General features: G+C 67.6%; 20 protein-coding genes. 9 read left to right on the top strand and 11 right to left on the bottom strand.

The genetic code is table 11. The annotated features are described in order from the left end of the window. The first annotated feature begins 165 nt into the window (after positions 1 to 165). From ACFC1X_RS34235 to ACFC1X_RS34225, 3 genes are read left to right on the top strand one after another with little or no spacing between them, the layout of a single operon-like run. A complete protein-coding gene (locus ACFC1X_RS34235; RefSeq protein WP_376361581.1) occupies positions 166 to 711 on the top strand; it encodes a MobC family plasmid mobilization relaxosome protein in 546 nt (181 codons plus the stop codon). Beyond that, positions 708 to 2,420 (top strand): relaxase/mobilization nuclease domain-containing protein, encoded by a 1,713-nt coding sequence (locus ACFC1X_RS34230; RefSeq protein ID WP_376361578.1) that lies wholly within the window; start codon positions 708 to 710, stop codon positions 2,418 to 2,420. Before ACFC1X_RS34235 ends, ACFC1X_RS34230 begins: the two co-directional genes overlap by 4 nt. Before the next feature lie 17 nt (positions 2,421 to 2,437). Then, a complete protein-coding gene (locus ACFC1X_RS34225) occupies positions 2,438 to 3,436 on the top strand; it encodes a ParB/RepB/Spo0J family partition protein (RefSeq protein ID WP_376361576.1) in 999 nt (332 codons plus the stop codon). Between the two features lie 54 nt (positions 3,437 to 3,490). On the opposite strand, the gene ACFC1X_RS34220 is transcribed toward ACFC1X_RS34225, so the two are convergent. The 7 genes from ACFC1X_RS34220 to ACFC1X_RS34190 form a co-directional block, all read right to left on the bottom strand. Then, positions 3,491 to 4,663, bottom strand: a complete 1,173-nt coding sequence (locus tag ACFC1X_RS34220) for a serine hydrolase domain-containing protein (protein ID WP_376361574.1) — start codon at positions 4,661 to 4,663, stop codon at positions 3,491 to 3,493. A gap of 143 nt (positions 4,664 to 4,806) precedes the next feature. Beyond that, positions 4,807 to 5,760 (bottom strand): FAD-dependent oxidoreductase, encoded by a 954-nt coding sequence (locus tag ACFC1X_RS34215; RefSeq protein WP_376361571.1) that lies wholly within the window; start codon positions 5,758 to 5,760, stop codon positions 4,807 to 4,809. Between the two features lie 715 nt (positions 5,761 to 6,475). Further along, positions 6,476 to 7,063, bottom strand: coding sequence for a class IV adenylate cyclase (locus ACFC1X_RS34210; RefSeq protein ID WP_376361568.1), 588 nt, complete (start codon positions 7,061 to 7,063; stop codon positions 6,476 to 6,478). A gap of 11 nt (positions 7,064 to 7,074) precedes the next feature. Continuing rightward, on the bottom strand, positions 7,075 to 7,737 hold the full coding sequence (locus tag ACFC1X_RS34205) for a class I SAM-dependent methyltransferase (protein WP_376361565.1): 663 nt from the start codon (positions 7,735 to 7,737) through the stop codon (positions 7,075 to 7,077). Continuing rightward, complete coding sequence (locus ACFC1X_RS34200; RefSeq protein ID WP_376361563.1) at positions 7,655 to 8,296, bottom strand: hypothetical protein; 642 nt, start codon at positions 8,294 to 8,296, stop codon at positions 7,655 to 7,657. Before ACFC1X_RS34200 ends, ACFC1X_RS34205 begins: the two co-directional genes overlap by 83 nt. Next, entirely contained in the window at positions 8,289 to 9,191 is a 903-nt protein-coding gene (locus ACFC1X_RS34195; RefSeq protein WP_376361560.1) for a radical SAM protein, read from the bottom strand. Before ACFC1X_RS34195 ends, ACFC1X_RS34200 begins: the two co-directional genes overlap by 8 nt. A 72-nt stretch (positions 9,192 to 9,263) precedes the next feature. Next, entirely contained in the window at positions 9,264 to 9,989 is a 726-nt protein-coding gene (locus ACFC1X_RS34190) for an HAD family hydrolase (RefSeq protein WP_376361558.1), read from the bottom strand. Positions 9,990 to 10,087: 98 nt separating this feature from the next. On the opposite strand from ACFC1X_RS34190, the gene ACFC1X_RS34185 reads away from it, so the two are divergent. Next, positions 10,088 to 10,861 carry an XRE family transcriptional regulator gene (locus ACFC1X_RS34185; RefSeq protein ID WP_376361555.1) on the top strand — a complete coding sequence of 258 codons (774 nt, stop codon included), beginning with the start codon at positions 10,088 to 10,090 and terminating at the stop codon, positions 10,859 to 10,861. Next, the gene (locus ACFC1X_RS34180; RefSeq protein ID WP_376361552.1) at positions 10,848 to 11,315 is read left to right on the top strand and encodes an NUDIX hydrolase; all 468 of its coding nucleotides are present in this window, start codon (positions 10,848 to 10,850) and stop codon (positions 11,313 to 11,315) included. The genes ACFC1X_RS34185 and ACFC1X_RS34180 overlap by 14 nt, the downstream gene beginning before the upstream one ends. Here the strand turns inward: ACFC1X_RS34180 and ACFC1X_RS34175 are convergent. The 4 genes from ACFC1X_RS34175 to ACFC1X_RS34160 all read right to left on the bottom strand — a co-directional run bounded on the left by ACFC1X_RS34175 (position 11,303) and on the right by ACFC1X_RS34160 (position 17,804). Further along, complete coding sequence (locus ACFC1X_RS34175) at positions 11,303 to 11,866, bottom strand: HD domain-containing protein (protein ID WP_376361549.1); 564 nt, start codon at positions 11,864 to 11,866, stop codon at positions 11,303 to 11,305. The genes ACFC1X_RS34180 and ACFC1X_RS34175 overlap by 13 nt on opposite strands. Positions 11,867 to 12,015: 149 nt before the next feature. After that, positions 12,016 to 15,090: a type I restriction endonuclease subunit R gene (locus ACFC1X_RS34170; protein ID WP_376361546.1), complete on the bottom strand. Its 3,075-nt coding sequence runs from the start codon at positions 15,088 to 15,090 to the stop codon at positions 12,016 to 12,018. A 1-nt stretch (position 15,091) separates the two neighbouring features. Further along, entirely contained in the window at positions 15,092 to 16,297 is a 1,206-nt protein-coding gene (locus tag ACFC1X_RS34165) for a restriction endonuclease subunit S (protein ID WP_376361544.1), read from the bottom strand. Next, positions 16,290 to 17,804, bottom strand: a complete 1,515-nt coding sequence (locus ACFC1X_RS34160) for an N-6 DNA methylase (RefSeq protein ID WP_376361541.1) — start codon at positions 17,802 to 17,804, stop codon at positions 16,290 to 16,292. Before ACFC1X_RS34160 ends, ACFC1X_RS34165 begins: the two co-directional genes overlap by 8 nt. Positions 17,805 to 18,440: 636 nt before the next feature. Here ACFC1X_RS34160 and ACFC1X_RS34155 point away from each other — a divergent pair. The 4 genes from ACFC1X_RS34155 to ACFC1X_RS34140 all read left to right on the top strand — a co-directional run bounded on the left by ACFC1X_RS34155 (position 18,441) and on the right by ACFC1X_RS34140 (position 23,544). Next, positions 18,441 to 19,892, top strand: a complete 1,452-nt coding sequence (locus ACFC1X_RS34155; RefSeq protein WP_376361538.1) for an MFS transporter — start codon at positions 18,441 to 18,443, stop codon at positions 19,890 to 19,892. Positions 19,893 to 19,952: 60 nt separating this feature from the next. Beyond that, entirely contained in the window at positions 19,953 to 20,795 is an 843-nt protein-coding gene (locus ACFC1X_RS34150; RefSeq protein ID WP_376361535.1) for a helix-turn-helix transcriptional regulator, read from the top strand. 104 nt (positions 20,796 to 20,899) lie between these two features. Next, entirely contained in the window at positions 20,900 to 22,132 is a 1,233-nt protein-coding gene (locus ACFC1X_RS34145) for a Clp protease N-terminal domain-containing protein (protein ID WP_376361532.1), read from the top strand. A 2-nt stretch (positions 22,133 to 22,134) separates the two neighbouring features. After that, on the top strand, positions 22,135 to 23,544 hold the full coding sequence (locus ACFC1X_RS34140; protein ID WP_376361529.1) for a sensor histidine kinase: 1,410 nt from the start codon (positions 22,135 to 22,137) through the stop codon (positions 23,542 to 23,544). The last annotated feature ends 3 nt before the right edge of the window (positions 23,545 to 23,547 follow it).

Genomic DNA, 23,547 nt, shown 5'->3' with positions numbered 1-23,547 from the left:
GACCAGCATCTGCCTGAAGACACCCACCCTGAGCCACCTGTGTCGTCGCATTCCCCGACGCTGCTGGGACGTCTGCGGCGGGCGTTCGGACGGACGGCTCCTGGCGGAGCCAGTAGTACCCCGAGTCCGACTCAAGGCCGGTCTTCGGGGATCTCCGCCCCGGGGGTGGCGGAGACGGCCCAGCGCCAGGGGGCGCCGGGCGAGGAGGCCGGAGCCGAGGGCGGCCTCGACCCGGACACGCTCCACGCCGTACAGCACGAGATTCTGCGCCCCGTCCGTGCCACCGAGCCTCCCGTGCACAGCGTCCAGCCGACTATCCGCCGATTCACCGGAGACAAACGCACGGAGCGTATCGGCCCTCTGCGCTTCACCACCGGTCAGCTCGCTCAGCTTGAGGAGGCCACCGCCGAGCACGGATACAAGGGTGAGGGCGGCTTCGCCGCCGATGTCGTCGTCGCCTTCATCACCGGCCGGTTCACCGCCAACCTGCCGCTGTCCGAAGACCGCCGCCGCACCCACGTGTTCCGCGCCCAGGTACTGCGCGAACTCAACCGCATCGGCGTCAACGTCAACCAGATCGCCCGCGCCCTCAACAGCGACCTCACCCCGCCCGACGTACGTGACCGTCTCGACGAGCTGCACCACCTGCTGGACCTGATCGCCGAAGCCCTACGTGAACCCGCCGACGCCAGGAAGGACGAGGCCGCGTGATCGCTGCCATCAAACCGGCCGGAGCCAACACCCGTGGCCTGCTCGCCTACCTCTACGGACCCGGTCGCCACGACGAACACCTCGACCCACACATCGTCACGGGCTTCGCCATGCTCGGCATGCCCGACCCCGGCCGCAACCCCGACGCCACCCTCACCCAGCTCGCCCAGCACCTCGATGAGCCAGTGCATCTCCGGAACAGCGAGTTCAAAAAGAAGATCACCGACCACGTCTGGCACTGCCCCGTCCGCGCAGCCCCCGAGGACCGGCACCTTTCCGATGCCGAGTGGGCCGACATCGCCCAGAGGATCGTCGAAGCCGCAGGCATTGCCCCTCCCGGAGACGACCTCGGCTGCCGGTGGATCGCCGTACGCCACGCGGACGATCACATCCACATCCTCGCCACCACCGTCCGCGAAGACGGCCGCCGCCCGAAGCTCCACGACAGCGGCATCCGCGTCGGCGACGCCTGCCGCCAGATCGAGACCGACTACGGCCTACGCCAGTTGAAGAAGGGCGACCGCACCGCCGCCCGCCGGCCCACCCAGGCCGAGATGCACAAGGCCCAGCGCCTTGGCTGGGAGCAGACGAGCCGCGACTGGCTCCAGGACCGCATCCGCGCCGCCATCCCCCACGCCAGCAACACGGAAGAACTCCTCGCTTACCTCGAAGCCGACGGCATCGCGATCAAACCCCGCCGCGGACCGTCCGGAGACCTCCTCGGCTACGCCGCCGGCCGTCCCGGCGATCTCAACAAGGACGGCGAACAGATCTTCCACCCCGGCGGGAGGATCGCCCCTGACCTCACCCTTCCCAAGCTCAAGGCCCGCCTCGAAACCACTGAGCCGGAGGAGCACCCCACCGCCCGTCGCGACCAACCTGCCACCCCCTGGCACCGGGCAACCGACGCCCTCGACACCCTCCAGGTCGGCATGGCCGACGACGCCCACGCCCAGGCCCACATCACCGCGCTCGGCGACCTCATCGAAGTCACCGCCCAGAAAGCCCCCGTCCGCCTGCAGGCGGAACTGCGAGCTGCCTCACGGGCGTTCGCCCGCGCTCAGCGTTCCCAGATCCGGGCCGAGAACCAGGCCGCCCACACCCTGCGCAAGGCGGCCCGCGACATCGCGCACACCGCCACCGGCCCCGACGGCAGCGCCCTGGCCGCCCTGCTTGCCGCCCTTGTTTGGGCTACGGTCCTCGCCGCTCGCTGGCACGAGGCGAAGAACCACGCCCAGCAGACCGAAGCCGCCCGCCAAACCCTCCACCACCTTCAGGTGGCAGCCGATCACGCCCTCACGCCCGTTCTCGACAGCCTCGCCACCCGTCAACCGAGCGAGCAGGCCGGCCGGACCCTCGTCCTCGACATCCGCGCCGCCATCCCCGACCACGCCGACCGCATTCTCGCTGACCCCGCCTGGCCCGCCCTCGCCACGGTGCTCGCCGACGCCGAAGCCGGCGGCCACAATCCCCACCAGATCCTCAAGGAAGCCGCCGCCCAACGCGAACTCACCACTGCCCGCCAACCCGCACGCGTCCTGATCACCCGCATCCAGCACACCAGCCGCAACCCCGCACCCAACCCCCGAGCCGAAGCCGCCCGCCGCCGCTCCACCATGACGCCGGCGCCCAGCGGACACCTGGCTCGAAATCCCCCGCCCACCACCGCACCCACGATCTCCGCCGATCAACGCCACCGACAGCGCTGATAGCCGAAGAGAGCTCCATGACAGCTACCCAAAATCCGCAAACACGCCCACACGCCACCCCAGCGCACTGGCAGGGTGCCGACCCCACACCAGTCGACAACAAGGACACCACCCTGAAGATCCATCCCGCCGCCAGCATGTTCCCGATGCTCAGCCAGGACGAACTGCTCGACCTCGCCGAGTCGATCAAGACCGAGGGTCAGCACGAGGACATCGTTCTCGACCCTGACGGCGTCCTCCTCGATGGCCGCAATCGTCTCGCCGCCTGCGAAATCGCTGGAGTCGAGCCCCGCTTCACCACCTACGCCGGCACCGATGCCATGAGGCTGATCATGTCCAGCAATCTGGTCCGCCGGAGTATCAGCAAGGGCCAGCAGGCAATGATCACCGTCATGGCCCGTTCCTTTTCGGGACACTCCCTGCGAGACCAGGCCAAGCAACACGGCCTCAGCCTCACCCGCCTCTCGAACGCGGCCACCATCCTCAAGTACGCCCCAAACCTGGCCGAACAAGTCCGCGTCGGCGCGCTCGGCCTCGACGCCGCCTATACCGCAGCCCGCGAGCAGAGGGACCGGGCCGCTGCCTTCCTCGCCCAGCACGACCGACTCCGCGAGCAGGCCCCCGACCTCGCCGCACAGGCCGCAGAGGGCCTCATCTCCCTCGACGACGCCACGGCAGCACTCGACCAGCGACAGGGAGAGGAACGACTCCGGCAACAGGTGACCCACGCCGACACCATCCGCCTCGCGGACGGCAACACCGCCCTGCCCCTCGCCCAACTCGCCGAACAGGGCGACATCACATGGCACGAGGCCCAGCAGAGCGCCGAAGAGTTCCTCGCCCGCCGACAGGACGCCATCCACCGGGCCCAGCACGCTCTCCAGCTGATCGCCGACAACTGGACCGAAGTCCAGGGCCTCGCTGCCCGACCCGACACTCAAGTCACCCGGGACATCTTTGGGGGCCTTGCACCCGAAGTCCGTGCCTTGGCGCAGCGCTTGATCACCCTCGACTGAGCCATTGCACGCCCTTGGGGCCGGCGCGACGCCTCCGGCCCCGAGGGCGATCGCTCATGCCACCGAGTTCCGCACAGCGTCTGCCAGCGCAGCAGCGCGCACGCCGTCGGAGCCGCTGATGATGTGGTTCATCACGTACCCGAAGGCGATGCCGTGTTCGGGATCGGCGAAGGCGAGTGAGCCGCCGCGGCCGGTATGGCCGAAGGCGTTCGGGCCGGTCATGCGGTTGCCCGCTGTGGGCAGCATGTAGCCGGCACTGAATCGGCTCGGGAGCACCATCACCTCGTCTTTCCCGTTGGCCTGCTCTTCGGTTGCCGATGCCAGGGTTTCCGGGGCGAGCAGGCGCACGCCGTCGACCTCACCGATCAGCGCGGCGTACATGCGGGCGAGTGCGCGTGCGGTGCCGATGCCGTTGGAGGACGGGAGTTCTGCGGCCTGCACCTCGGGGGAGTCGAAGTCGATCGCGGCTGGATCGGTAACCGCGAATGCTCGGTTGCTGAAGGAGTTCGGGTCGCGCCATGCGGCGACCTGTTCGCGAAGCTCCTCGGGAACGGCCACGGCGGGCACGGTGGTGAAGTCGACGGCAGGTCGGCGGTACACCATGTGGCTTACCCGGTCGCGTTCGCTCGCCGGCAGGCCGATGAAGAAGTCCAGCCCGAGGGGACCCGCGATCTCGTCAGCGAAGAAGGTGCCGGGCGAGCGACCGGATGCGCGGCGGATCACCTCACCCACCAGCCAGCCCCAGGTGCGACCGTGATACCCGTGCGCGGTGCCTGGGGCCCACTGTGGGCGCTGGGCCGCAAGCGCCGCTGCCATGGGGTCCCAGGCCAGTGCCGCGGCCAACGGCAGTGATTGATCGAGGGCGACCAAGCCGGCCTGGTGGGACAGCAGCCAGCGGACAGGGATGTCCCCCTTGCCGTTCGCCGCGAACTCCGGCCAGTACTTCGCCACCGGGACGTCAAGGTCGAGCATGCCGTGCTCGACCAGCATGTGTGCGGCGGCCGCCGTGGCTCCCTTGGTCGCCGAGTAGACCAGCTGCAGGGTGTCCCGCGCCCACGGACGGCCGGTCTCGGGATGGGCAACGCCGCCCCACAGGTCTACCACCGGCCGACCGTGCCAGTAGACGCACACGGCCGCGCCGATGTCCCCGTGCTGGGTGAAGTTCGCTGCGAACGCCTCGCGGACCGGTTCGAATCCGAGCGCTACCTCACCGTTGATCGTCGTCATACCCTTCATCCTGGCAGCCGGACTGCCCCAGCCTGCAGGGAAAGCTGCCTGTGCTCAGGGGCGTTCGGCACCGACGCGTACGACGAGGATGACCCGTTTGCCCCCTCACAGGACAACGAACATGGCCCCCGACTCGCCCCGCTTCACTTGTCGGCCAGAAGCTTGTGAGCCTCCTCCGCGCAACCCCATGACAGCGTGACGCCAGCGCCGCCGTGCCCGTAGTTGTGTATGACCAAGGCGTGGTCATCCCGCCGGTCAGCCTCCACCCGGACCGTGGCCCGCGTGGGCCGGGCACCGATCCGATGCTCCAGAACGCGGGCTGCGGCAAGATGGGGTTCGACCTCGGCACAGCGTGCCAGGATGCTGGCCGCCGCCGTGTCGTCGGGGGCTAGGCCACCCTCTCCGTCGATGGCCGTGCCGCCCAGGACGACGGTGTCGCCGTGGGGGTAGAAGCACAGCAGGTCTGGCGAGAGGCCGGTGTCCTCGGAGAAGAACTCGGTCAGCCCTGGGTTGGTGACGACGACGTGCTGGCCGCGGATGGGTCGAAGGTCAGGGTCCGGGAGTAGATCCTTGGCACCGAGGCCCGTGCAGTTGACGATCACGGTGGCTGGACCAGCGTCCGAGAGCGAGGCCAGGCGGCGCCGCTCGACTGATCCCCCAGCGGCATCAAGCCGACGCAGGAGGTAGCCGAGGTAGGTGGGCATGTCGATCAACGGCACCGTGAACCGGTAGCCGGCCGAGAATCCGGCCGGCAGTTCAGTCGGCCCGCACGACCGGAAGCCGGGCAGGGTGGTGGCCCAGTCCGGTGGCGCCTCGGCCGTGCGGGATGCCTCGATGCCGCTGGTGAGCCGGACGCCCGTGGCCGGATCCTCGGCGAGCCTACGGAAGATCTCCAGCGACCGTTGTCCCCACCGGTCGACCTTGTCCTTCGGCTCGACCAGGTACGGACCCCACATCGCCCCGGCCGCCAGCGAGGTGACGCCCGGCACCTCCTCGGCGATGACATGCACCGAGACTCCGGCCTCGGAGAGAACGACGGCGGTGGTGAGCCCTGCCACCCCAGCCCCGACAACGACAACACGCTCCCCTGCGGCCATGGTCCTGACCGTAACGGCCCGGGTGACGTCGATGCGGCGTGTCAGCGGGGCGCGCCCAGCACATCGGGCGCAGTCCTGCCCACCTCCCGCGAGTCGGAGCCGCCCGTCGGCATACCACCCGTGCCGTCGTCAACGATCTCGGTCATCCCTCGCGCTCTCCGCAGACTGAGCCGCCGCTCTGTCCGATCCGAGTCGTTGGCACCGCAGGCAGAGGGAAGCGCTCGGGCCTTCGTCTTGGGGAAGGCCCGAACGCCGTGACCCGCCCTGGCCGCTGACGCTCGCACCGCGGGGGACGGCGGGCGCCTGCGACCAGGGCGGGAGCTAACCTCTGCGGAGGAACCTGCTTTGACCCCGGTGCTTGCCGGGCCTCCGGCCAGCCGTCGGCTGTCCCACTACAGAGTCTTCGCTCGGCTGGGTGGAGCGGCTTGGGCAGTCCTTGCTGAGGAAGGACTGCCAGACCCGTTCCTGTAGCGCTCGGATGCAGGGTCCGCACGCGTACATCGGTGCCTGGGCGCCCGCGACACGGGCGGGGCCGATCCACAGGACGCGAGTCCACCGCTGTCCGCAGTAGAGCCAGCAGGGCCCGTCGACCCACTCGTTGCCGTCGTCCGTGGCCGCTGGTGCGGGTAGTCCACCGCGTGCGAACTCGGCGATCCCCGGGATCACTCTGTGCCGTAATGCGGCTTCCGTGAGCATGGCGTGTCCGCTTCCTTGGTCAGTGGCTGCGGACAGCGGAGGAAGCGTCCTCCTGCTTCTCGGCGTCGGAGAACAGGAGGGTGGGCTCGGCGAGGATGTCGCGGCCGGCCTCGCTCTTGTAGATCTCGTCGACGCTGCCGAAGCGGGCTTCGGAGTAGTCGAGGTCCAGCAGCGCGGCGGCCTGCCGGACCGATGCCTCGTCGGGCCCCTCGATCTCCAGGAAGGTGGGGAGGTCGGGCCAGGTGTCGAAGTCGAAGGCGACCTCGCCCAGGCGCCACTCCTCGCGGTAGTTCTCCTGGTAGCGCACCTCGGTGAGACCGACCCGGCGCAGGATGTCGGCCATGGCGTGCAGGTCGGACACCTCGGTCTCGATCTCCTTGGTGCCGTCGATCGTGGTGGCGTCGGTGACCTGCTTGAGCGTGAGCGTCGACCGGGTGCCCTCGTCCCGGAGGCGGATCCAGGCCCCGCCGTCGAGGGAGTCGTTCTCGAAGATCTTGCGGGTGAGGAGGGTGCGGGGGAACGCCTGGACGGCTCCGAGGGCGGTCAGTTTGGCCTGGAGGCCGGCGGCGTCGACGGCCAGGAACTTCGCCTCGTACTCGTGCTTCATGTGTCCTTCTCTCAGAAGTGGTCGGTGAAGGTGGACGTTCTGGCTGCCATGAGCAGGCCCATGCGGTGGGTGTGGTCGTGCGGCTGGCCGACGTGGGGCCGTTCCGTGAACTCGTTCGTGCGCAGGGTGAGCAGGACTTCCCAGTCGCCGAGGAAGTGAGGGAGCAGGCGCTCGGGGGATGTGTAGTGCTCGGTCACGTGGTGGCGTCTTTCGACGGGCATCATGAACTCCGCACCGAACACGCCGCCCGGGCGGACCAGGCGTTGCATGCGGTCGACGAACTCGGCGAGCGGGCGGTGGTGGTTGGCACTGTAGTGCCACGAGCAGCTCGTCCAGACTGCCTCGCACTGCACGCCGAGGGGCTCGCCCTCAAGGAAGTCGTCCTCAACCACGTGGACGCGGGAATGGAGTTCTTCGAGCTTCAGCCGGTCGATCAGGCCCATGGCGTGGGCCTCGCTGTCACCCGGAAGGCGTACCTCGCCTCCGTGCAGGGCGACCGCGTCACGTTCGATGGCGACGACGTGGTAGCCGGCGGCGGCGAGCGGCAGGACGAACTTGCCGTCGCTCGCCCCGACGACCGCGATGGTGGCGTCAGGGGCGACGCGCTCGCGCAGTGTGCCGAGGAACTGGGGGAAGAAAGTGAGGGTGTGCTCCCACAGGCTCTGGGTCTGCATGGGAGTTCGCTCCTTGCCTGTCGGTGTCTGTGATCACGCGGAGGACCTCTTCGGGGCTGCGCCCCGTGGTGTCGACGCGACGCATCGGGAACGGGGCGTAGGCGTCGGTCACCTGGTCCGGGACGGTTTCGATCAGTACGTCCCACTGCGATGCCGGCTTGTTCCGGGCGGCCAGACGGCGGCGGCGTTCGTCGTCGTCGCAGACGAGGTGGTACGTGACGGGTGTCGGGAGCCGGCGCGGCAGCGTGACGCCGAGCCGAGCCCCCATGGCCCGGTGGGTGGCGAGGCACCGGGCGAAGTAGCTCTCGACGACTACGGGGACGCCGGCGTCGAGGTGGCTCTGGATTTCCTCGGTCGCGGTGAACAGCGCGGAGAGATAGAGGCACATCCGCGCGTCGACGTTGGTCCGCTGGTCCACGGCGCGCCTGAGCGGCTGGTACAGGGCGGGCACGGTGGGGACCAGGACGGCTTGTCGGGCGGCGGCGAGCATCGGGGCGAGGGTCGACTTGCCGGTGCCCCGTAAGCCCTCCAGGCTCTCGAATCGCGGGTGGTCAGGCACGGGCGTACACCACGTCCGGCACCGCAAGCGTGAGCTCGTCCGTGGCCGAGGGCTGGTGGACGATGCGGCCGGCGCTCTTCTCGTACCAGAAGGCGTGGGAGTCCTTGCCCACGGCCTTGCAGGACATGGTCAGAGCACCGCGCGGGTCGGCCTCGATCCGGTCGATCTCGCGGGGCCCGCCGGTCGGGGTGCAGAGCTGTGGGGCGCCGTGTTCGGAGAGGTCCTCGTCAACGATCACCTCCAAGGACAGGTCGGCCGACGCGAGCTCTTCGCGGAGCTGGCCGTAGGCGGACGGCTCGGTGACCAGAAGCTCGGGGTGGTCGGCGGCGTTGCCGACGGGCCGCAGGTGATGGAGCTTGAGCTGCCGGACACCGAGCCCGGCCAGGATGCCGGCGAGCGGGAGCACCTCACCGATGTTCCGTGAGGTCACGGTCATGGTTGCGCCGGTCGGCACCCCGAGGTCCCGCGCCAAGCTCAGCGAGTCGAGGGCGCTCTGGTAGCTGCCATACCTGCGGATGCCGTCGTTGGTCGATCCGACGCCCTCCAGGGAGACCCTGAGGAGGTCCAGGTGCGGCGCGATCTCGGTCAGGCGTCGCTCGATCCGGTACCCGTTGGTGCAGATCTCGACGCGCTGGCCCAGTTCCTCCTTGGCGTGGCGGACGACCTGCGGGAGATCCCGGTGGACGAAGGGCTCCCCGCCGAGCAGGGTGACTTCCTCCGTGCCGTACTCGTCCCGCATCAAGGTGAGGAGGCGACTGGCTTCGTCGGCGGTGAAGGCGTCCGCGTACTGAAGCCGCTTGCCGTGGAAGCAGTGCAGGCACGTGAAATTGCAGCGGTAGAGCAGCTGCAGGTACAGCATCCGGATCTTCCTGATCCCGGTGACTTCCCTGATCACTTGGGCTCCTTCGGCTGGCTGCCTTTCGGGAACCCGATCGTGGCTGTCTGCCAGGGGACCTCGTCACCGCGTTCAGGGACGGCCCGAGGACGTCCTGGGACGTTTTCCGTCACCTGCGACCGACTCCAGGACGCTTAGAAGGCGCTTGGCGTCTGCCAGGTCGGGAAGGACCTCGGGGGCGCCGGCCGCTGCGAGTTCCGCGCGATCGTGCAGACCGGAGGCGACGGCGACGATCCCGCACCCCGTGGCCAGGGCAGCCTCCACATCGCGAGGGGTGTCCCCGACCAGGACGATGGGCGTGTCGAGCCGGACGCCACGAAGCCGCTGCACTCGCTCGCGGGCGACCGCGACCAGGTCGGGGCGGAGATCGGCGTCCGCTCCGTAGGCACCCACCGGCAGGTCCAGCAAGGAGTCGAGGCCGAACGCAGAGAGCTTCACCTGGGCGTTGGCCGCGATGTTGCCGGTCAGGACGGAGGAGACCCAGCCGCTCCGCGCCGAGGCGACCTTCAGTGCGTCGTGGGCTCCTGGCAGGGCCCATCCGCGCGAGCGCAGAGGGTCCAGGCGTTCACGCCCTGCTCGTTCGAGTGCGGCCTCGGTGTCGGGCCAGTCGGGCACGGGCAGCCCGTCTCGCACGAACATGTCGCGCATGATCAGTCGGTCCGTGCGCCCCTCGGTGCGTGCCGGCTCCGTCGGCTCGCGCCTCGCCAGCGCCGAGAAGGCGGCGGCGTAGATCTCCTTGCTCACCCCCGCGTTCTCGATGAGGGTGTGGTCGATGTCCCACAGGACGATGAGCTCCATGCCGCCAGCGTAAGCAGCAGTCGGCGACGCCGTGGTTCCGCGGCAACGGCCCATAACGTCCTTGCGCGATCAGGCGTTGCACCGCTTCCATGGCTTCTGTGAACGACCGACTGCACACTGTGCTCGCCCAGCGAGGGGTCTCACCCGACTCGCTCGCAGAGATCTGCGAGGTCGACCCCAAGACAGTGAGCCGGTGGCTGGGCGGGCGGGTTCCTCATGCGCGTCATCGCTTCCGCGTCGCGGGTCACCTGCGCGTGGAGGAGACCTTCCTCTGGCCGACGCCGTCCAAGCGGCCCGGTCGGCCACGCGACGAGTTAGGCACCGAGCTGGTCAGCACCTACCCGAACCGAGCCAGCGTGCCACGGGAAGTATGGCTCTCGCTGCTGCGGGAGGCCCGGCAGGAGATCAGCGTCCTCGTCTTCTCGGGCACCTTCTTCGCGCAGTCCAACCCGCACGTCGCCAAGATGCTCTCCGAACGTGCCGCTGAGGGCGTCCGGGTTCGCCTGTGCTTCGGTGACCCCGGCGGGCATGCGGTCGCTGTACGGGGCCGCGAGGAAGGAATTGGCGACACGCTCGCTGCCAAGATCCGCGCCTCGCTGACGTACTACCGCCCCCTGCTGGGCGAGGCCGGGTGCGCGGTGCGTCTGCATGACACCACGCTCTACACGTCCATGTTCCGCTACGACGACGACCTCCTCGTCAATCCCCACATCTGGGGGCAGCCGGCCAGCGCCAACCCCCTCCTCCACCTCAAGAGAGCCGACGGCATGGGGTGGTTCGACAACTACGCTCAGAGCTTCGACGCCGTCTGGGCCGCCGCACGGCCATGGGCACCCGACCAGGAGAGGACCGCCGACCATGGGCAGGACTGAGTACTACAACGACCCGGCCGCGCCGAAAGCGAACACCCTCATCCCGGCCAGCAACCTGCTCGTCGCCGACAAGACCGGCGCCATCCTCCTCCAGCGCCGCCGCGACACCGGACAGTGGGCACTCCCCGGCGGAGCCCAGGACATCGGCGAGACCGCGGCCCAGTGCGCGGTCCGCGAGTGCCTGGAGGAGACCGGCATCGTCGCGGAGATCACCGGCTTCCTCGGCGTCTACACCAACCCGAACCACATCGTCGCCTACACCGACGGCGAGATCCGCCAGCAGTACGAGAACACCTACATCGGCCGCCCTGTCGGCGGCGAGCCCACAATCAACGACGAGGCCGACGGCGTCCGCTTCGTCCAGCCCGCAGACCTGGACCAGTACGACATCCACCCGAGCATGCGTCAGCAGATCGGCGATTATCTCGCCGGCACTTATCCCTACCTCGGCTGAGCCGCCAGAGCGGCCTCGATCCTCTCGACAGAGGAGAAGATCTCCGGCGCCGCCCGCCGGATGAACCGACCGACCACGCTGTCCGCGCCGTACCGCCCGACGATCTCCGCGACCCGGTCGTGTGCGGTTGTCCGGTCGCCGTCGGGTGTCGTTGTCATGTCGCAGTACACGAGGGCATCCACAAGCAGAGGCTGCTCCAACAGCGGGAACTCCGTTGCGAGCTCCGCCCTCAGCCCGCGCTCTTCAGCCTCGAGAAGGGCGAACGAGTGGTTCGCGACAAGCCGCACCAGCCGCTGGTCCGCCCCATACTCGTCACGAAGGAAGCGGGCTCCGTCCAGGGGATGGAAGCCCGTGGTCGCGAGCCGGGGTGCATACCCGACGTCATGAAGCGTGGCGGCAGCAAGGAGCAGGCCAGCGTCTACGCCGAGCATCTGACGTACTTCAACCGCGCGTTCAGCCACTCCTTGTGTATGTGCCCACCGCCGTGGAAGCGGACTGCTGAGTTCGGCTTCCGCTACTTCCATCGCCCACTCAGCGAACAAGTCATCCATGTCGTGGTTCGTGCCCAGGGCGCGTCTCGCTCAAGCCCTACGGGACTGCTGCAGGGTTGGGTGACACCTGACCTGGGTCGCTAAGAGGCGGGCTGGAAGGATGTCGCAATGCCCAAGCCCTATCTGAACGAGTTCCGCGAGGACGTCGGTCAGTAGTTCTCCCGTACATACTCGTACGTGCGGTCGAACAACTCCCCCTTAATCGGCAAGCTGTACTCCTTCAAGACAGAGCGCAGCTCGCGACGAACGCGTTTGTCGCCAGCGTCGCTCGCGCTCCAACCGGCATAGGCGACCTCGACGACGATCGAGTCGATCCGCGAGGCTATGTCGGGGACGATCTTGTGCAGCCCAGGCGGTGTGTTCTCCGCCACGATCTGAGTGAGCGCCCCACGCTTCGGATCGGCCAGCCGGTCGAGCGCCGCCTGGTCGCCCTGTTCCGCTGCTCGATCCGCGGCGACCACGTCCTGAGCGACCTTCAGTGCCTCCTCGAGGAACGCTAGAGAATCCGCGACGTTCTCGATCGCCTTGGCACGGAGCTTCTCGATCCGCTCCGCCAGCGACTGGTACGCCGGGCTCTCGGTATCGGCGAGCCGACGCCGCAGGCGCGCCTCGATGGAGTCGAGGACCTCCTGGTATACGTCATCGGATTTCGACTCCGGCTTCTGCTGCTCGGAGAGTTTCAGCTGTTCGGCGATCTTCTTGACCAGCTCCAGGCCGGCAGCATCCAGCGTGACTGTCTTCGACGGCATCGTCTTCACGCCCACATCGCTCATGTGACCGTGAATCAGGCTAGTGGTCTTCGCGCCGAGACGTGCCCAGAGGAAAGTCTTGGAGACGTCCTTGGGCCGGATCGACTCGTACACCTTTGCGAGCCAGAAGTACTGCCCTTTGAATGGTTGGAGCATCGGGTGCGGGTCGAGAAACTCCCACACCGTCTGCAGCGCGACGTAGGTCTCGATGAACTCGGTGCGCTGCGCGCCGCCCTCGGGGACTCGCTCATGGGCCTCGGCGAGCGACTCGAATGACGAGTCACTGGTGTCAATGCCGTTGAACAGATGAAGCAGACGCGTGAGGTCGGCGACGAACTTCCCCGCTAGCTTCGAGGCGTCGGTGACGTTGAGTTCGTCCTCTTCATCGTCCTTCACCTTCGGGCCGGCGACTGCCTTGCCGATGGCCCTCGCGAGGCCAATGTAGTCGACGACCCGCCCGAAGTCCTTGCGCTGACCGGTGACAGGGTTTGTCCAAGGACGGTTGGGCCGGGTGATCGTCTGGAATAGGTTCGTATCCTTAGCGGGCTTGTCGAGGTACAGCACGCCCTCGATGGGCGCGTTGAAGCCGGTCATCCACTTTGCGGTGACGACGATGAACGACATCGGGTCATCGACCTTCTTGAAGCGGCGCTTGAGCGCCTCCTCCTGCTCCGGTGTGAGCAGGTGCTTCTTGTACTCCTTGGGGGTCTCCTTGCTGTCGGCGACGTGCATCACAACACCGACCTCACGGAGTCGTCCATCCGGCATGACTGCAGCACGGCGCTCCAGCTCGGCCTCGATGGCTCTGGTGTACGCGATCACAAGGCATTGGTTGTAGGCCACGACCTGAGCCTTCTGCCCCAGAGGCGCGACATAGGTGAGGAAGTGGTCGACGATGTCAGCACACACAGCAGCCACGCGCTCGGGGTTGGAGAGGATCGTCTCGATGTGAGAAGCCTTCCCCGACAGGAAGACCTTCTCCTCCTCGTCCAGGCCCTCCTCCGTGGCCAGCTCGTCGAACGCCTCGTCCAAGGCTTCCTTGTCGAGGTTGAACCCGACAGACCGGCCCTCCACGATCACGGGCTTAGTGAACCCGTCGGCGATCGATTGCTCCGGCGTGTACCGCGACATCACAAAGTCCGGGTCGTCTGGGTCGCCGAACAGCTTGAACGTCGAACGGTCTTTGTCCTTGATCGCGGTACCCGTTGCGCCAAAGAACTTCGCGTTCGGCACCGCCGCGCGCCATGCGTCGCCGAACTTCCCCTCCTGTGAGCGGTGCGCCTCGTCAACGAGGACTACAATGTTCGACCGATTGTTCAGATGGCCGGCCTCAGCGAACTTGTGAACTGTCGTGATGACCACGCCCGGCTCACCACTGCGCAGCAGAGCGTGCAGCTCCCGCCGGTTGCGGGGCAGCGACATCCGCGGCATGCCGGCAGTCTCGAACATATCCGCCGTTTGCCGGACCAGATCCTTGCGGTCGGCAATCACGATGACCGTCGGTGCGCTCCCGAACTTCTTCGTTACCGTGTCGTCCCGCAGCAGACGTGCGGCAGTGAACGCCATGAGTTCGGTCTTGCCCGACCCCTGGTGATGCCAGATCAGGCCGCCGGGACGGCCGGCGAGCACCTTGGCGTGGATCGCCAGAGCCGCCTCGAACTGCGGGTAACGAGGCAAGAACTTGATGTCCACCTCGGAGGCATCCCGAGCGTGACGGAACATCACCAAATCTCTGAGGATCGGCAGGATCGTCTCAGGCCGCAGCAGCAAACGCGCCGCCCGCTCGACACGAGCCGGGCCCGTGACGGTTTTTGGGTCGTCCTCAGTGGACCCCCACGGGGCCCAGAGTTCGGAGTCAGGGTCTGGCACCGCACGGATCGGAGCCATGCGGAACTCCAGGCCGTCGGTAGCGACGTTGAAGACGTTCGTCGCGAAGAAGTTCGGGTATTCCTCTTCGTACACGTCGTGAAGATCCTTCGCGGCGTTGACCCACGAGACCTGATGTTTAACAGGCGTCTTGGCCTCGGCAACGACCAGCGGAAACCCGTTGACGTAGTAAACGACGTCGAACCGACGCGGTTTGGTCGCACCGTTGACGGTGACCTCGTCAGCGACAGTGAAGCGGTTGTTGTTGAGGTCTTTGAAGTCAATCAGCCGACGAGGCACATGCCTACCGTCGATTGTCGTGAACGAGTGGTCGCCACGAAGCATCACGGTCAGCCGCTCGTTGGCCGCTACGAGACCGTTATGCGCATCGAGGACAGCCTGATTTACCTCATGCAGAACGAGGTCTGCTGACTCAGAGTCGTCGACCAGCTCCGGGTTTAGCGCGAGCAAGGCTTCGCGTGCCCAATCCTCGACAATGACGTCATGCTCATCGCGCGGTAATGCTTCCCCGTCGAGACGCTCCCAGCCGGCCTCCTCGGCCCACTCGAGCAGTGCACGCTGGATCGTGCTCGCTTCCGTCCACCCCATGTCAGGACACTTCCTCGAGTAGAGCGTCGTACGCCTCCGGGATCTCGATTTCCTGGTTCAGGAGGCATGCCATCATCGCCGAACGGAAGGCGCGGAGATTGGCGAGCTCCAGATCTAGGTCTGCTACCGCGAACGCGACAGCATCACAGTGCTGAACGTACTTGGCTTGTTCCTCAAGCGACGGGATCGGCAGACGCAGAGAACCCAGCAGAGCCTTATTGATCTTCCTCATCGATGCGGTCCCGCGCGCTGATGCTGTGATAGTCGAGCGCACTGACGGAGAACACAATAGATGGGCCAGAAACGTCGCTTGGCAGACCTCGGGCTTTGTTTGAATTCGCCAGATAAGGTCAGGCAGATAGGTCTGGGGAGCTACGTTTCGCGCGATGGCAGCATAGCCGACGCGATCGAATGAACCACTGGCTCTGGTGATAAGGAGGTCGCCCTCTGTCACGAGATGGGTATTGCTATAACCCGTCAGGTCAACAAGCCGCTTTGCTTCGGAGGCCGCGAAAGCACCAAGTTGGATTGCGCTCAGTTTCAGGACAGCCGGCTCTCCGGCTCGCGGCTTTTCATCCGAAGTCTGCACGCTCTTTCCGCCTTGGATCCTGGAAATGACGCTGCGTAGTTCGCGTTCGGCGCCTTCGGGATGCGCGTTGCGAACGAGTGCCAGCAATGCGGCCGCTTTTTGCTTCTCGGCATCCAACGCTTCAATCTGTGCGTCTACCGATGCCATAACGTCGACGATGCGGCATTGCTCCGGCAAGGATGGGAGAGCAACTTCAATCGTCAAAAAGTCGGCAGGCTTGACCCGCTCCCTCCTACCGCCCATGCCGGTCGACAACGCCTGCAGTATTTCCCACAGTCTTTTTGTGGTCGTGAGGAGCCGGAAGTATTCGGGAAGAATTCGTTCGCCGCAGGTGAAAGTGGGAAACTCTTGCGACGCGTAAACTTCGCCCAGATCGTTAGGAGTAACGGTGATTGCTCCTTCGAACGCCTTCAAACGGCTGTAGACGATCTGGTTCGGCCGGATGCGATTCAGTGTCTTGTACGAGGTCTCATCGCCAGCAATCGGATCCCGGAGCAGCAGGCCCCGACCGCGGTTCAAGACGCCGACGATGTTGTAGGAGGCCGTCGCCGTGATCGGGACTGCGTCGACGTCCAGTGCGATGACCTCGTCGAGCCGGGCTCGTTCCCACTCACTCACTGGACACCCCGAACACGCTCAGGTCGACGCCTGCCGCTGCGAGCCGCTCGAACATGACAGTCTCGGTGTCGATGCGATGCTGCCGGGCGTCGGCATACGCCACGAGCGCGGTGCCCAGGTCGGCCGTCTCTTCTGCGGCGACCGTGATGTAGCGGCCGATGTTCAGGTCGAAGCCGTTTTGCTCGATCTCATCGAGCGGCACTAGCCGGACGTTCGCACCGCCCTCACCCGCTGAGTCGCTGCCTGTCTGGTACGCCTCGATGACAGCCCTGACGTCTTCCTCGGCCATCAGGTTCTGCTTCTTGCCCTTGATAAACCGCGCCGAGCCGTCGATGAAGAGCACGTGATCCTTGCGCTCTGCGGGCTTCTGGTTGCGGAAGATCAACAGGCATGCTGGGATTTCGGTCGAGTAAAAAAGCTTGGGCGGCAGCCCGACGACGGCCTCCAGGACGTCCTTCTCGATGAGGCCCTGGCGGATCCGTGCTTCCGCGCCTCCGCGGAACAGCACGCCGTGGGGCATCACCACGCCGACGCGGCCCGATCCAGGCTTCATAGACGAGACCATGTGCTGGACGAAGGCGTAGTCGCCGTTCTTCGCCGGCGGAACGCCGCAGATGGCTCGCGGGTCCGAGGACCAGCGGTCCGCTCCCCAATCCGCCAGCGAGAAGGGCGGGTTGGCGATCACGACGTCGAACTGGCGGACGGCACCGCTGGGAGCCTTGAACGCCGGAGCGCGGAGGGTGTCTCCGCGCTTAATGTCGAAGTCCTCGATCTCGTGCAGGAACAGGTTCATCCGGGCGATCGAGGCCGTGGTCAGGTTGATCTCCTGGCCGTACGCCCTGAGCGTGCGGTGATCCTTGCCGGACTCGCGCAGCTGGTTGATCGTCGCGACAAGCATCCCACCGGAGCCACAGGATGGGTCGTAGACGGACTCGCCCGGCTCAGGCTGGAGGATCCCGACGAGCAGGTTCACGACTTCACGGGGCGTGAAGAACTCGCCGGCCTTCTTGCCCGACTCGTCGGCGAAGTTCTTCAGCAAGTACTCGTAGCCCGCGCCGAGTAGGTCGTGAGAGACCGTCGACGGGTCGAGCCTGACTTTGTTGAACGCGCGGATGAGCCCCAGCAGGGCCGACTCCGGGATGCGCTCCTGGTTGCCCCACGAGGCGTCGCCGAAGACACCAGCTAGCGAGCGGGGGTTGGCCATTTCGATTCGCTGGAAGGTCTTCGCGATCTCCGCACCGAGGCCGGTGACCTTTTCGGTGACCTCGCTCCACAGCGTGCCCTCGGGCAACTCGAACCGGTGAAAGTCAGCCTCGATCTCGTCGTCGAGGTCGTCGCCGTACTCATCGAACGCCGCGTCGTGCTCGTGGACCCAGGTGTCACTGATCCACTTCCAGAACAGCATCGGGAAGACGTAGGTCTTGAAGTCAGCGGGGTCGACGGGACCGCGGAGCGCGTTCGCGGCGTCCCACAGCCGGGATTCGAGCTCGTGCTGGGTGATCGTCACAGAGATGAGGTCCTTCGTTGAAGACGGTGCCCCGATTATGGAGGAGGGCACTGACATTTCGGGAGTCCGGTACCGCAGGCAGCAACGAGCTGTAGAAGATGACCAGCGCCCACGCTCCGAACCGAGCGTGATCGCGGACAGCCTGTGAGTTCAGCTCTGCGCCCCCCGTCCGGGTCTCAGAATCTGAGACAGGCCCTTCTTCTCGGAGCTGCTTGTGACGGCTCAAGGGGGAGGCCGAAGAGCTGCAGGGGGCCTACTTGGTGAGTTCGGGTAGGCCCTCACTAGGCTGGCACTGCGTGAGCGAAGCGTGAGCGGACGGGTTGGCACCCTGGTGGACCGGGCGGCATGCCGGTCACGGCTATGGGCTTCTGATCAGCGAAAACGGGATTCTGTGGCACGGTCCCGCACAGTCCAAGATGATCTTGCAGGCCCTCGTAATGCGTAGGTCTCGGGTTCGAATCCCGAAGGCGGCTCCATCCTAAGCCCAGCCCAGACAGTGTCTGAGCTGGGCTTTTTCGTTGCGTGTGGCCGGTGGTGCGGGGTCGCTGCTGGGTGGCACTGGCAGTGGCAGTCTCCGTGGGAGTGCCCTTGAGGGGGATCTGGCTGGGTGGCGGCGGGCGGCCGACGGTGGATGCCATGACTACCGTTGATACCGCCACGACCGCCGCGGGCACCCCGCCGGACGGGGTCCGTATGACAGGCCGCCAGGTCGCCGCCCTGGTGGTGCTTCTCGCGTCCCAGTTCATGATGGCCGCCGACTTCTCCGTGCTGAACGTCGCGCTGCCCGAGGTGGGCACGTCCCTCGGGTTCTCGACCGGGAGCCTGCAGTGGATCACCACGACGTTCGCCCTGTGTGCCGCCGGCTGCACCCTGGTCTTCGGGCGCGTCGGTGACTACGTGGGGCGCAGGCGCATCTTCACCGCCGGGATGGTCCTGCTGACCGTGTCCTCACTGGTCGGCGGCGTCGCGGACTCGCCCGCGGTGCTGCTGGCCGCCCGCACGCTTCAGGGTTTGGCCACCGCCGCCGTCACGCCGGCCGCGCTGGCCCTGCTGACGACCGCCTTCACCGAACCGGGTCTGCGCACCCGCGCCCTGGGCCTCAACAGCGTGATGATGAGTTCCGGCTTCAGTGTCGGGGCGATCCTCGGCGGTGTGCTCACGGACGTGTTCTCCTGGCGCTGGGCCTTCTTCATCAACATCCCCGTGGCCCTCGCGGCGATTGTCGTGGTGTCGATCGTCGTCGACGAGAGCCGGGCGGAGGAGCGGAGCCGCATCGACCTGCCGGGCGCCCTGCTGATCACCCTCGGCCTGTTCGCGGCGATCTACGGGGTCACTCGTGTCGGCGAGGAGGGACTCGACCCGGCCGCGGGCGGCTCGCTGATCGCGGGTGCCGTGCTGCTCGGCGCGTTCTGGGTGGTGGAGAGCCGTACCGCCGGTGCCCTGGTGCCGGTGAAGATCCTCAAGAAGCCCGACATCGCCTTCGGCAACCTGGCCGCCCTCTTCATCTTCGGCGGCCAGACCGCGCTGATCTTCTTCACCGGCCTGTACGTCCAGAACGTGCTCGGCCTGTCGTCCATGATCGCGGGCCTCGTGCTGCTCGGTATCGGTGTGGGCCAGATCATCGCCGGGACCGTCGGGCCCCGCATCCTCCAGAAGGTCTCACCGCGCACCCTGCTCGGCGTCTCCCTCGCCCTCCAGGGCGCGTTCATGCTGCCGGCGCTGTGGGCCGGCTCGGACTCGTACTGGCTGGTCCCGCTGATCGCCACCCAGTTCGTGAACGCGTTCTTCTCCATGCTGGCCGCCCTGTGCTTCATGGTCATCGCCACGTCGTCCGTCGACTCCGACGCGCAGGGCATGGCCACCGGCATGGCCACCCAGAGCCAGCAGGTCGGCATCGCGACCGGAATCCCGCTGGTGAGCGCGGTCTTCGCGGCCGTCGTCGGACAGGGCACTGTCACCGCCGCCGAAGAGCTCACCGGGATCCATGTGGCGGTCGGTGTGGCGGGGGTCTCCCAGATCGCCGTCGGGCTTCTGCTGTGGCTGGTGCTGAGGGAGAGGGGCCGGCAGGCGGCGCACGTCATCGCGTAGATCGCCTGGCGCGGTGGACTCCGACGGCCGGTGGCCATAATGAGAACGGTGGAGCAGATCATGAACACGGATCTCGGCGGTTACCTGCGGCAGATGCGTGAGCGGGTCCGGCCGGAGGAGCGGGGACTGCGCGTCAGCGGCTCGCGGCGTGTTCCCGGACTGCGCCGGGAGGAGGTGGCCGCGCTCGCGGGAGTGAGCCAGACCTACTACACCCGGCTCGAACAGTCGCAGACGGCGCAGGCCTCCCCGCAGGTACTGCTCTCCATCGCGCGCGCACTGGATCTGAGCGCTGATGAACAGGACTATCTGCTCAAGATCGGTACGTCGGTGCAGAACCCGCACCAGCGGGCGCCGTACGACGACCAATTGAACCCCAGTACGAAGATGTTGATGGCGTCACTCGGCAACGTGGCGGCGGCCGTACTGAACTACCGCTGCGACATCCTCGCCTGGAACCCGCTCTACCACCGGCTGTTCGCGCCGCACCTCGACTTCGACGTGCCCGAGGACGCCGAGCTGCGTCCCAACGTCATCAAGATGAACTTCGTCGACGACGATGTCCGTGCGCTGTACGTGGACTGGGCCGCGGAGTCCGAGTCGAACGTGACCTACCTGCGCTTCATCTCCGGGAACCATCGGCACGACCCGCGGTTGGCCGCACTCATCGGAGAACTGACCATTCAGAGCGAGGAGTTCGCGGAGATCTGGTGCCGGCAGCGGGTGGCCAACTGCATCGAGGGCACCAAGCTCTTCAGCCATCCCGTGATGGGTGAGCTGGAGTTGATGTACCAGTCGGCGGATCTTCAGGACGGCAACATCCTGAAGGTCTACCACGCGGAACCGGGCTCGCCGCACGAGGCGGCCCTCCAGTTCCTGTCGAGGGGTGAGGGGCGGCGGGGCTAGCCGATCGGACCGGTGGTGTGGTCGGTCGGCAGGCGCGGGGTGGGGTGGGGCGGGCCTAGCGTCGTTCGGGCCAGGTAGGCGCCGTGTTGTGAGGGGAACGTTCGATGGAGCAGCGAGAGACCACTGGGGCCCGTGACGACGGTACGGCCGGGATGACGACGGAGTTCGAGCCGGACGTCATCGAGCTGCTCGTGGCGGCCTCGCGTCGGGCGGTCAGGAGTGAGCCGGCGGTGGTCGGGACGGACACGCTGCTGGGTGAGCTGGTGATGGGGGACTCGGAGGCGGGGGAGGCGATCGCCCCCCGGATGCGGAAGGCCGGTTCGCTCGGGGGGCTTGTTCAGGCACATGCCGGGCGCGGGTGGGTGAGTGAGGACGAGGCCCCGGGGGAGGGGCGGGGAGCGGAGGCCGATGAGGGCGAGGTCGATGCCGCCTGGCGTGAGGCGTGGTGGCGGTTCGGGCAGGGGGTGCGCGGGGCGGGACGGGAGGACATGCCGGTGCTGCCGCCCGCGATGACCGGGGCGATGCGGGGCTGCCTGCTGCGTGCGCTCGCGGCCGCCCGTGCCGAGGGGACGGTCTCCTTGCGCTGCCGGCATGTGGCCCGTGCCCTGCTCGACCTGCCGGGCAGCCGGGCGCGGGAGGCGCTGGTGCTTCAGCGGCTGGACCTGGGGGCTGCGGCTGCCGGGCTTGACCGGCTGGACGCCGACGCCGCGGGGGCCGAGGGGGCGGAGTCCCGTGGGGTCGCTCTGCTTCGGCAGGCGGGCGTGCTGGGCAAGAGTGGCAACCGGCTCACGCGTGCGCTGATGTCGTGGACCTCCGGGAGTGGGGTGAACGGTTCGCCGGAGCTGGGCGCCGTGAACATCGAAACCGTGCGGCAGGCCGCTCGGGGTGGGCGGGGAGTGGCCGAGCCTGTGGATCTGCTGCTGGGGATACTCGCCCTGGACCGGGCGTTGGCGGTGGCGGGGCTGGTGATTCCGGACGGCCTGGCCGGTGCCAACGCCGCTGCGGATGTCCTGCGGCGCCATGGTGTGCGGCAGGAGGCCGTCGTTGTCGCCGCGTCTGCGTCGGTGAGTGCGACGGCCGGGGTTTCCCATCGTTCCGACGACGGTGTGCTGACCTCTCCCGCCGCCGATCGCGTCGTCGCCGTCGCGCGGTTGTCCGCCGCCGAGCACGGGTCGCCCACCGTCGGCACCGTCCACCTCCTCGCCGCGTTGCTCGACGAGACGCGGGCCGAGGCGGACGTGGAGGGTGACGTCGTACGGTTGCTCCGCGACCTGGGCGTGGAACTGACCGCTCTGCGGGCGGCGCTGGATCTGCGGGGCGGGGCGGGGCAGGGGTGAGCATGGGCAGTCAGGTGGCCAGGGGTGCACGGGTGCGGCGGGAGGTGGTCGCCAGCTGGGCGGCGGTGCGGGGAGCGCCGCGCCGTACGGTCGTCTTCGAGGCGCTGCTCAGTCTCCTCACCCTCGCCTTCGGGCTGGTGCCGCTCCTGGTGATCGCGCCGGCGCGACCGGAACTGGCGGTGCTGGAGGCGTTGTGGGCCGCGCTGCTCGTGCCCGCTCGGCGTGGCCAACCGGTCGTCGCGATCCTGGGCGCCTCCCTCCTGGTGGTGGGGAACAACGTGTGGACCCTGGCGATGCTGCCGCTGATCGTGATGTCCGCGACCCGGCGCATCGCACCCACCCGGCGTGCCTGGCAGGTCGTCGGGGTGGCCTGTGCCGTCGTCGGTGTGCTGACCGTCGTCACCGCCCCGTTCCGGGTGGACGGCCTGGCGTTGGTGCTGGTGGGCAACGCGATCTCCCTGGTGCTGCTCCTGCTGCTCCCCGCCCTGGCCGGCACGCTGTTGGGCCGGCGGCGCCCCCTCGTCAGCCTGCTGCGCGAGCGCAACGCCTACCTGGAACAGGCCCGCACGCTGACCGCCGCGGCGGCCCGGATGGAGGAGCGGAACCGGATCGCGGGGGAGATGCACGATCTCCTCGGGCACCGGCTGAGCCTGATCTCCGTGCACGCCGGGGCACTTGAGCTGGCGGCCGCCCGGCAGGCGCCGGCGCTGTCGAGGCAGACGGAGCTGCTGCGTACGACCGCCTCGGCGGCCATGGAGGAACTGCGTGAGATCCTCGGTGTGCTGCGGCACGCGGATCTGTCCGGCCCCGGCGACGACCGGACCGGGGAGGAGCGCGGCTCTCGCGAGGACATCGCCGCTCTGGTGACCGAGTCGCGGCAGACGGGCAGCGTCGTCCAGTTGGAGTGGGCCGTTCCCGACGCGGCCGACGTGGGGGCGCGTACGCGTCAGGCGATTCATCGCGTGGTCCGCGAGGGGCTGACGAACGTGCTCAAGCACGCGTCCGGCGCGCCGACCTGGGTGGAGGTCAGGAGCGTGGGTGGCGGGGTCCAGGTCTCCGTCACCAACGCCCCTCCGCGCGCGGCCGCCCCCTCGCACGGGGGGACCGGCAGCGGGCTGGTCGGCTGTCAGGAGCGGATCGCGCTGCTGGGCGGCACGTTCGAGGCGGGTGCCCTGGTGGACGGGGGATTCCGCGTGGCGGTCTGGCTGCCCGATCAAGGGGGCCGGGTGCGGTCTCCTGCCGTGTCCCTCGGTCAGGAAGGAGCCCGGGGTCATGAAGGAGCCCGGCCTCCGCTGCCGGACGAGATCCTTACCTGGCCGCGTGTCCTCGGATCGGGCTGCGCGGCGCTGGCCGTCGTGCTGCCCACGGCGGGCTTCCTCGTCGCGCTGCTGGTCCTGGCGATCCTGAGATGACCA

The sequence above is a fragment of the Streptomyces sp. NPDC056128 genome (assembly GCF_042263835.1).
Taxonomy (GTDB): domain Bacteria; phylum Actinomycetota; class Actinomycetes; order Streptomycetales; family Streptomycetaceae; genus Streptomyces.
Note: the sequence above shows the minus strand (reverse complement) of the source record. Positions and strands in the feature narration are given on the sequence as shown.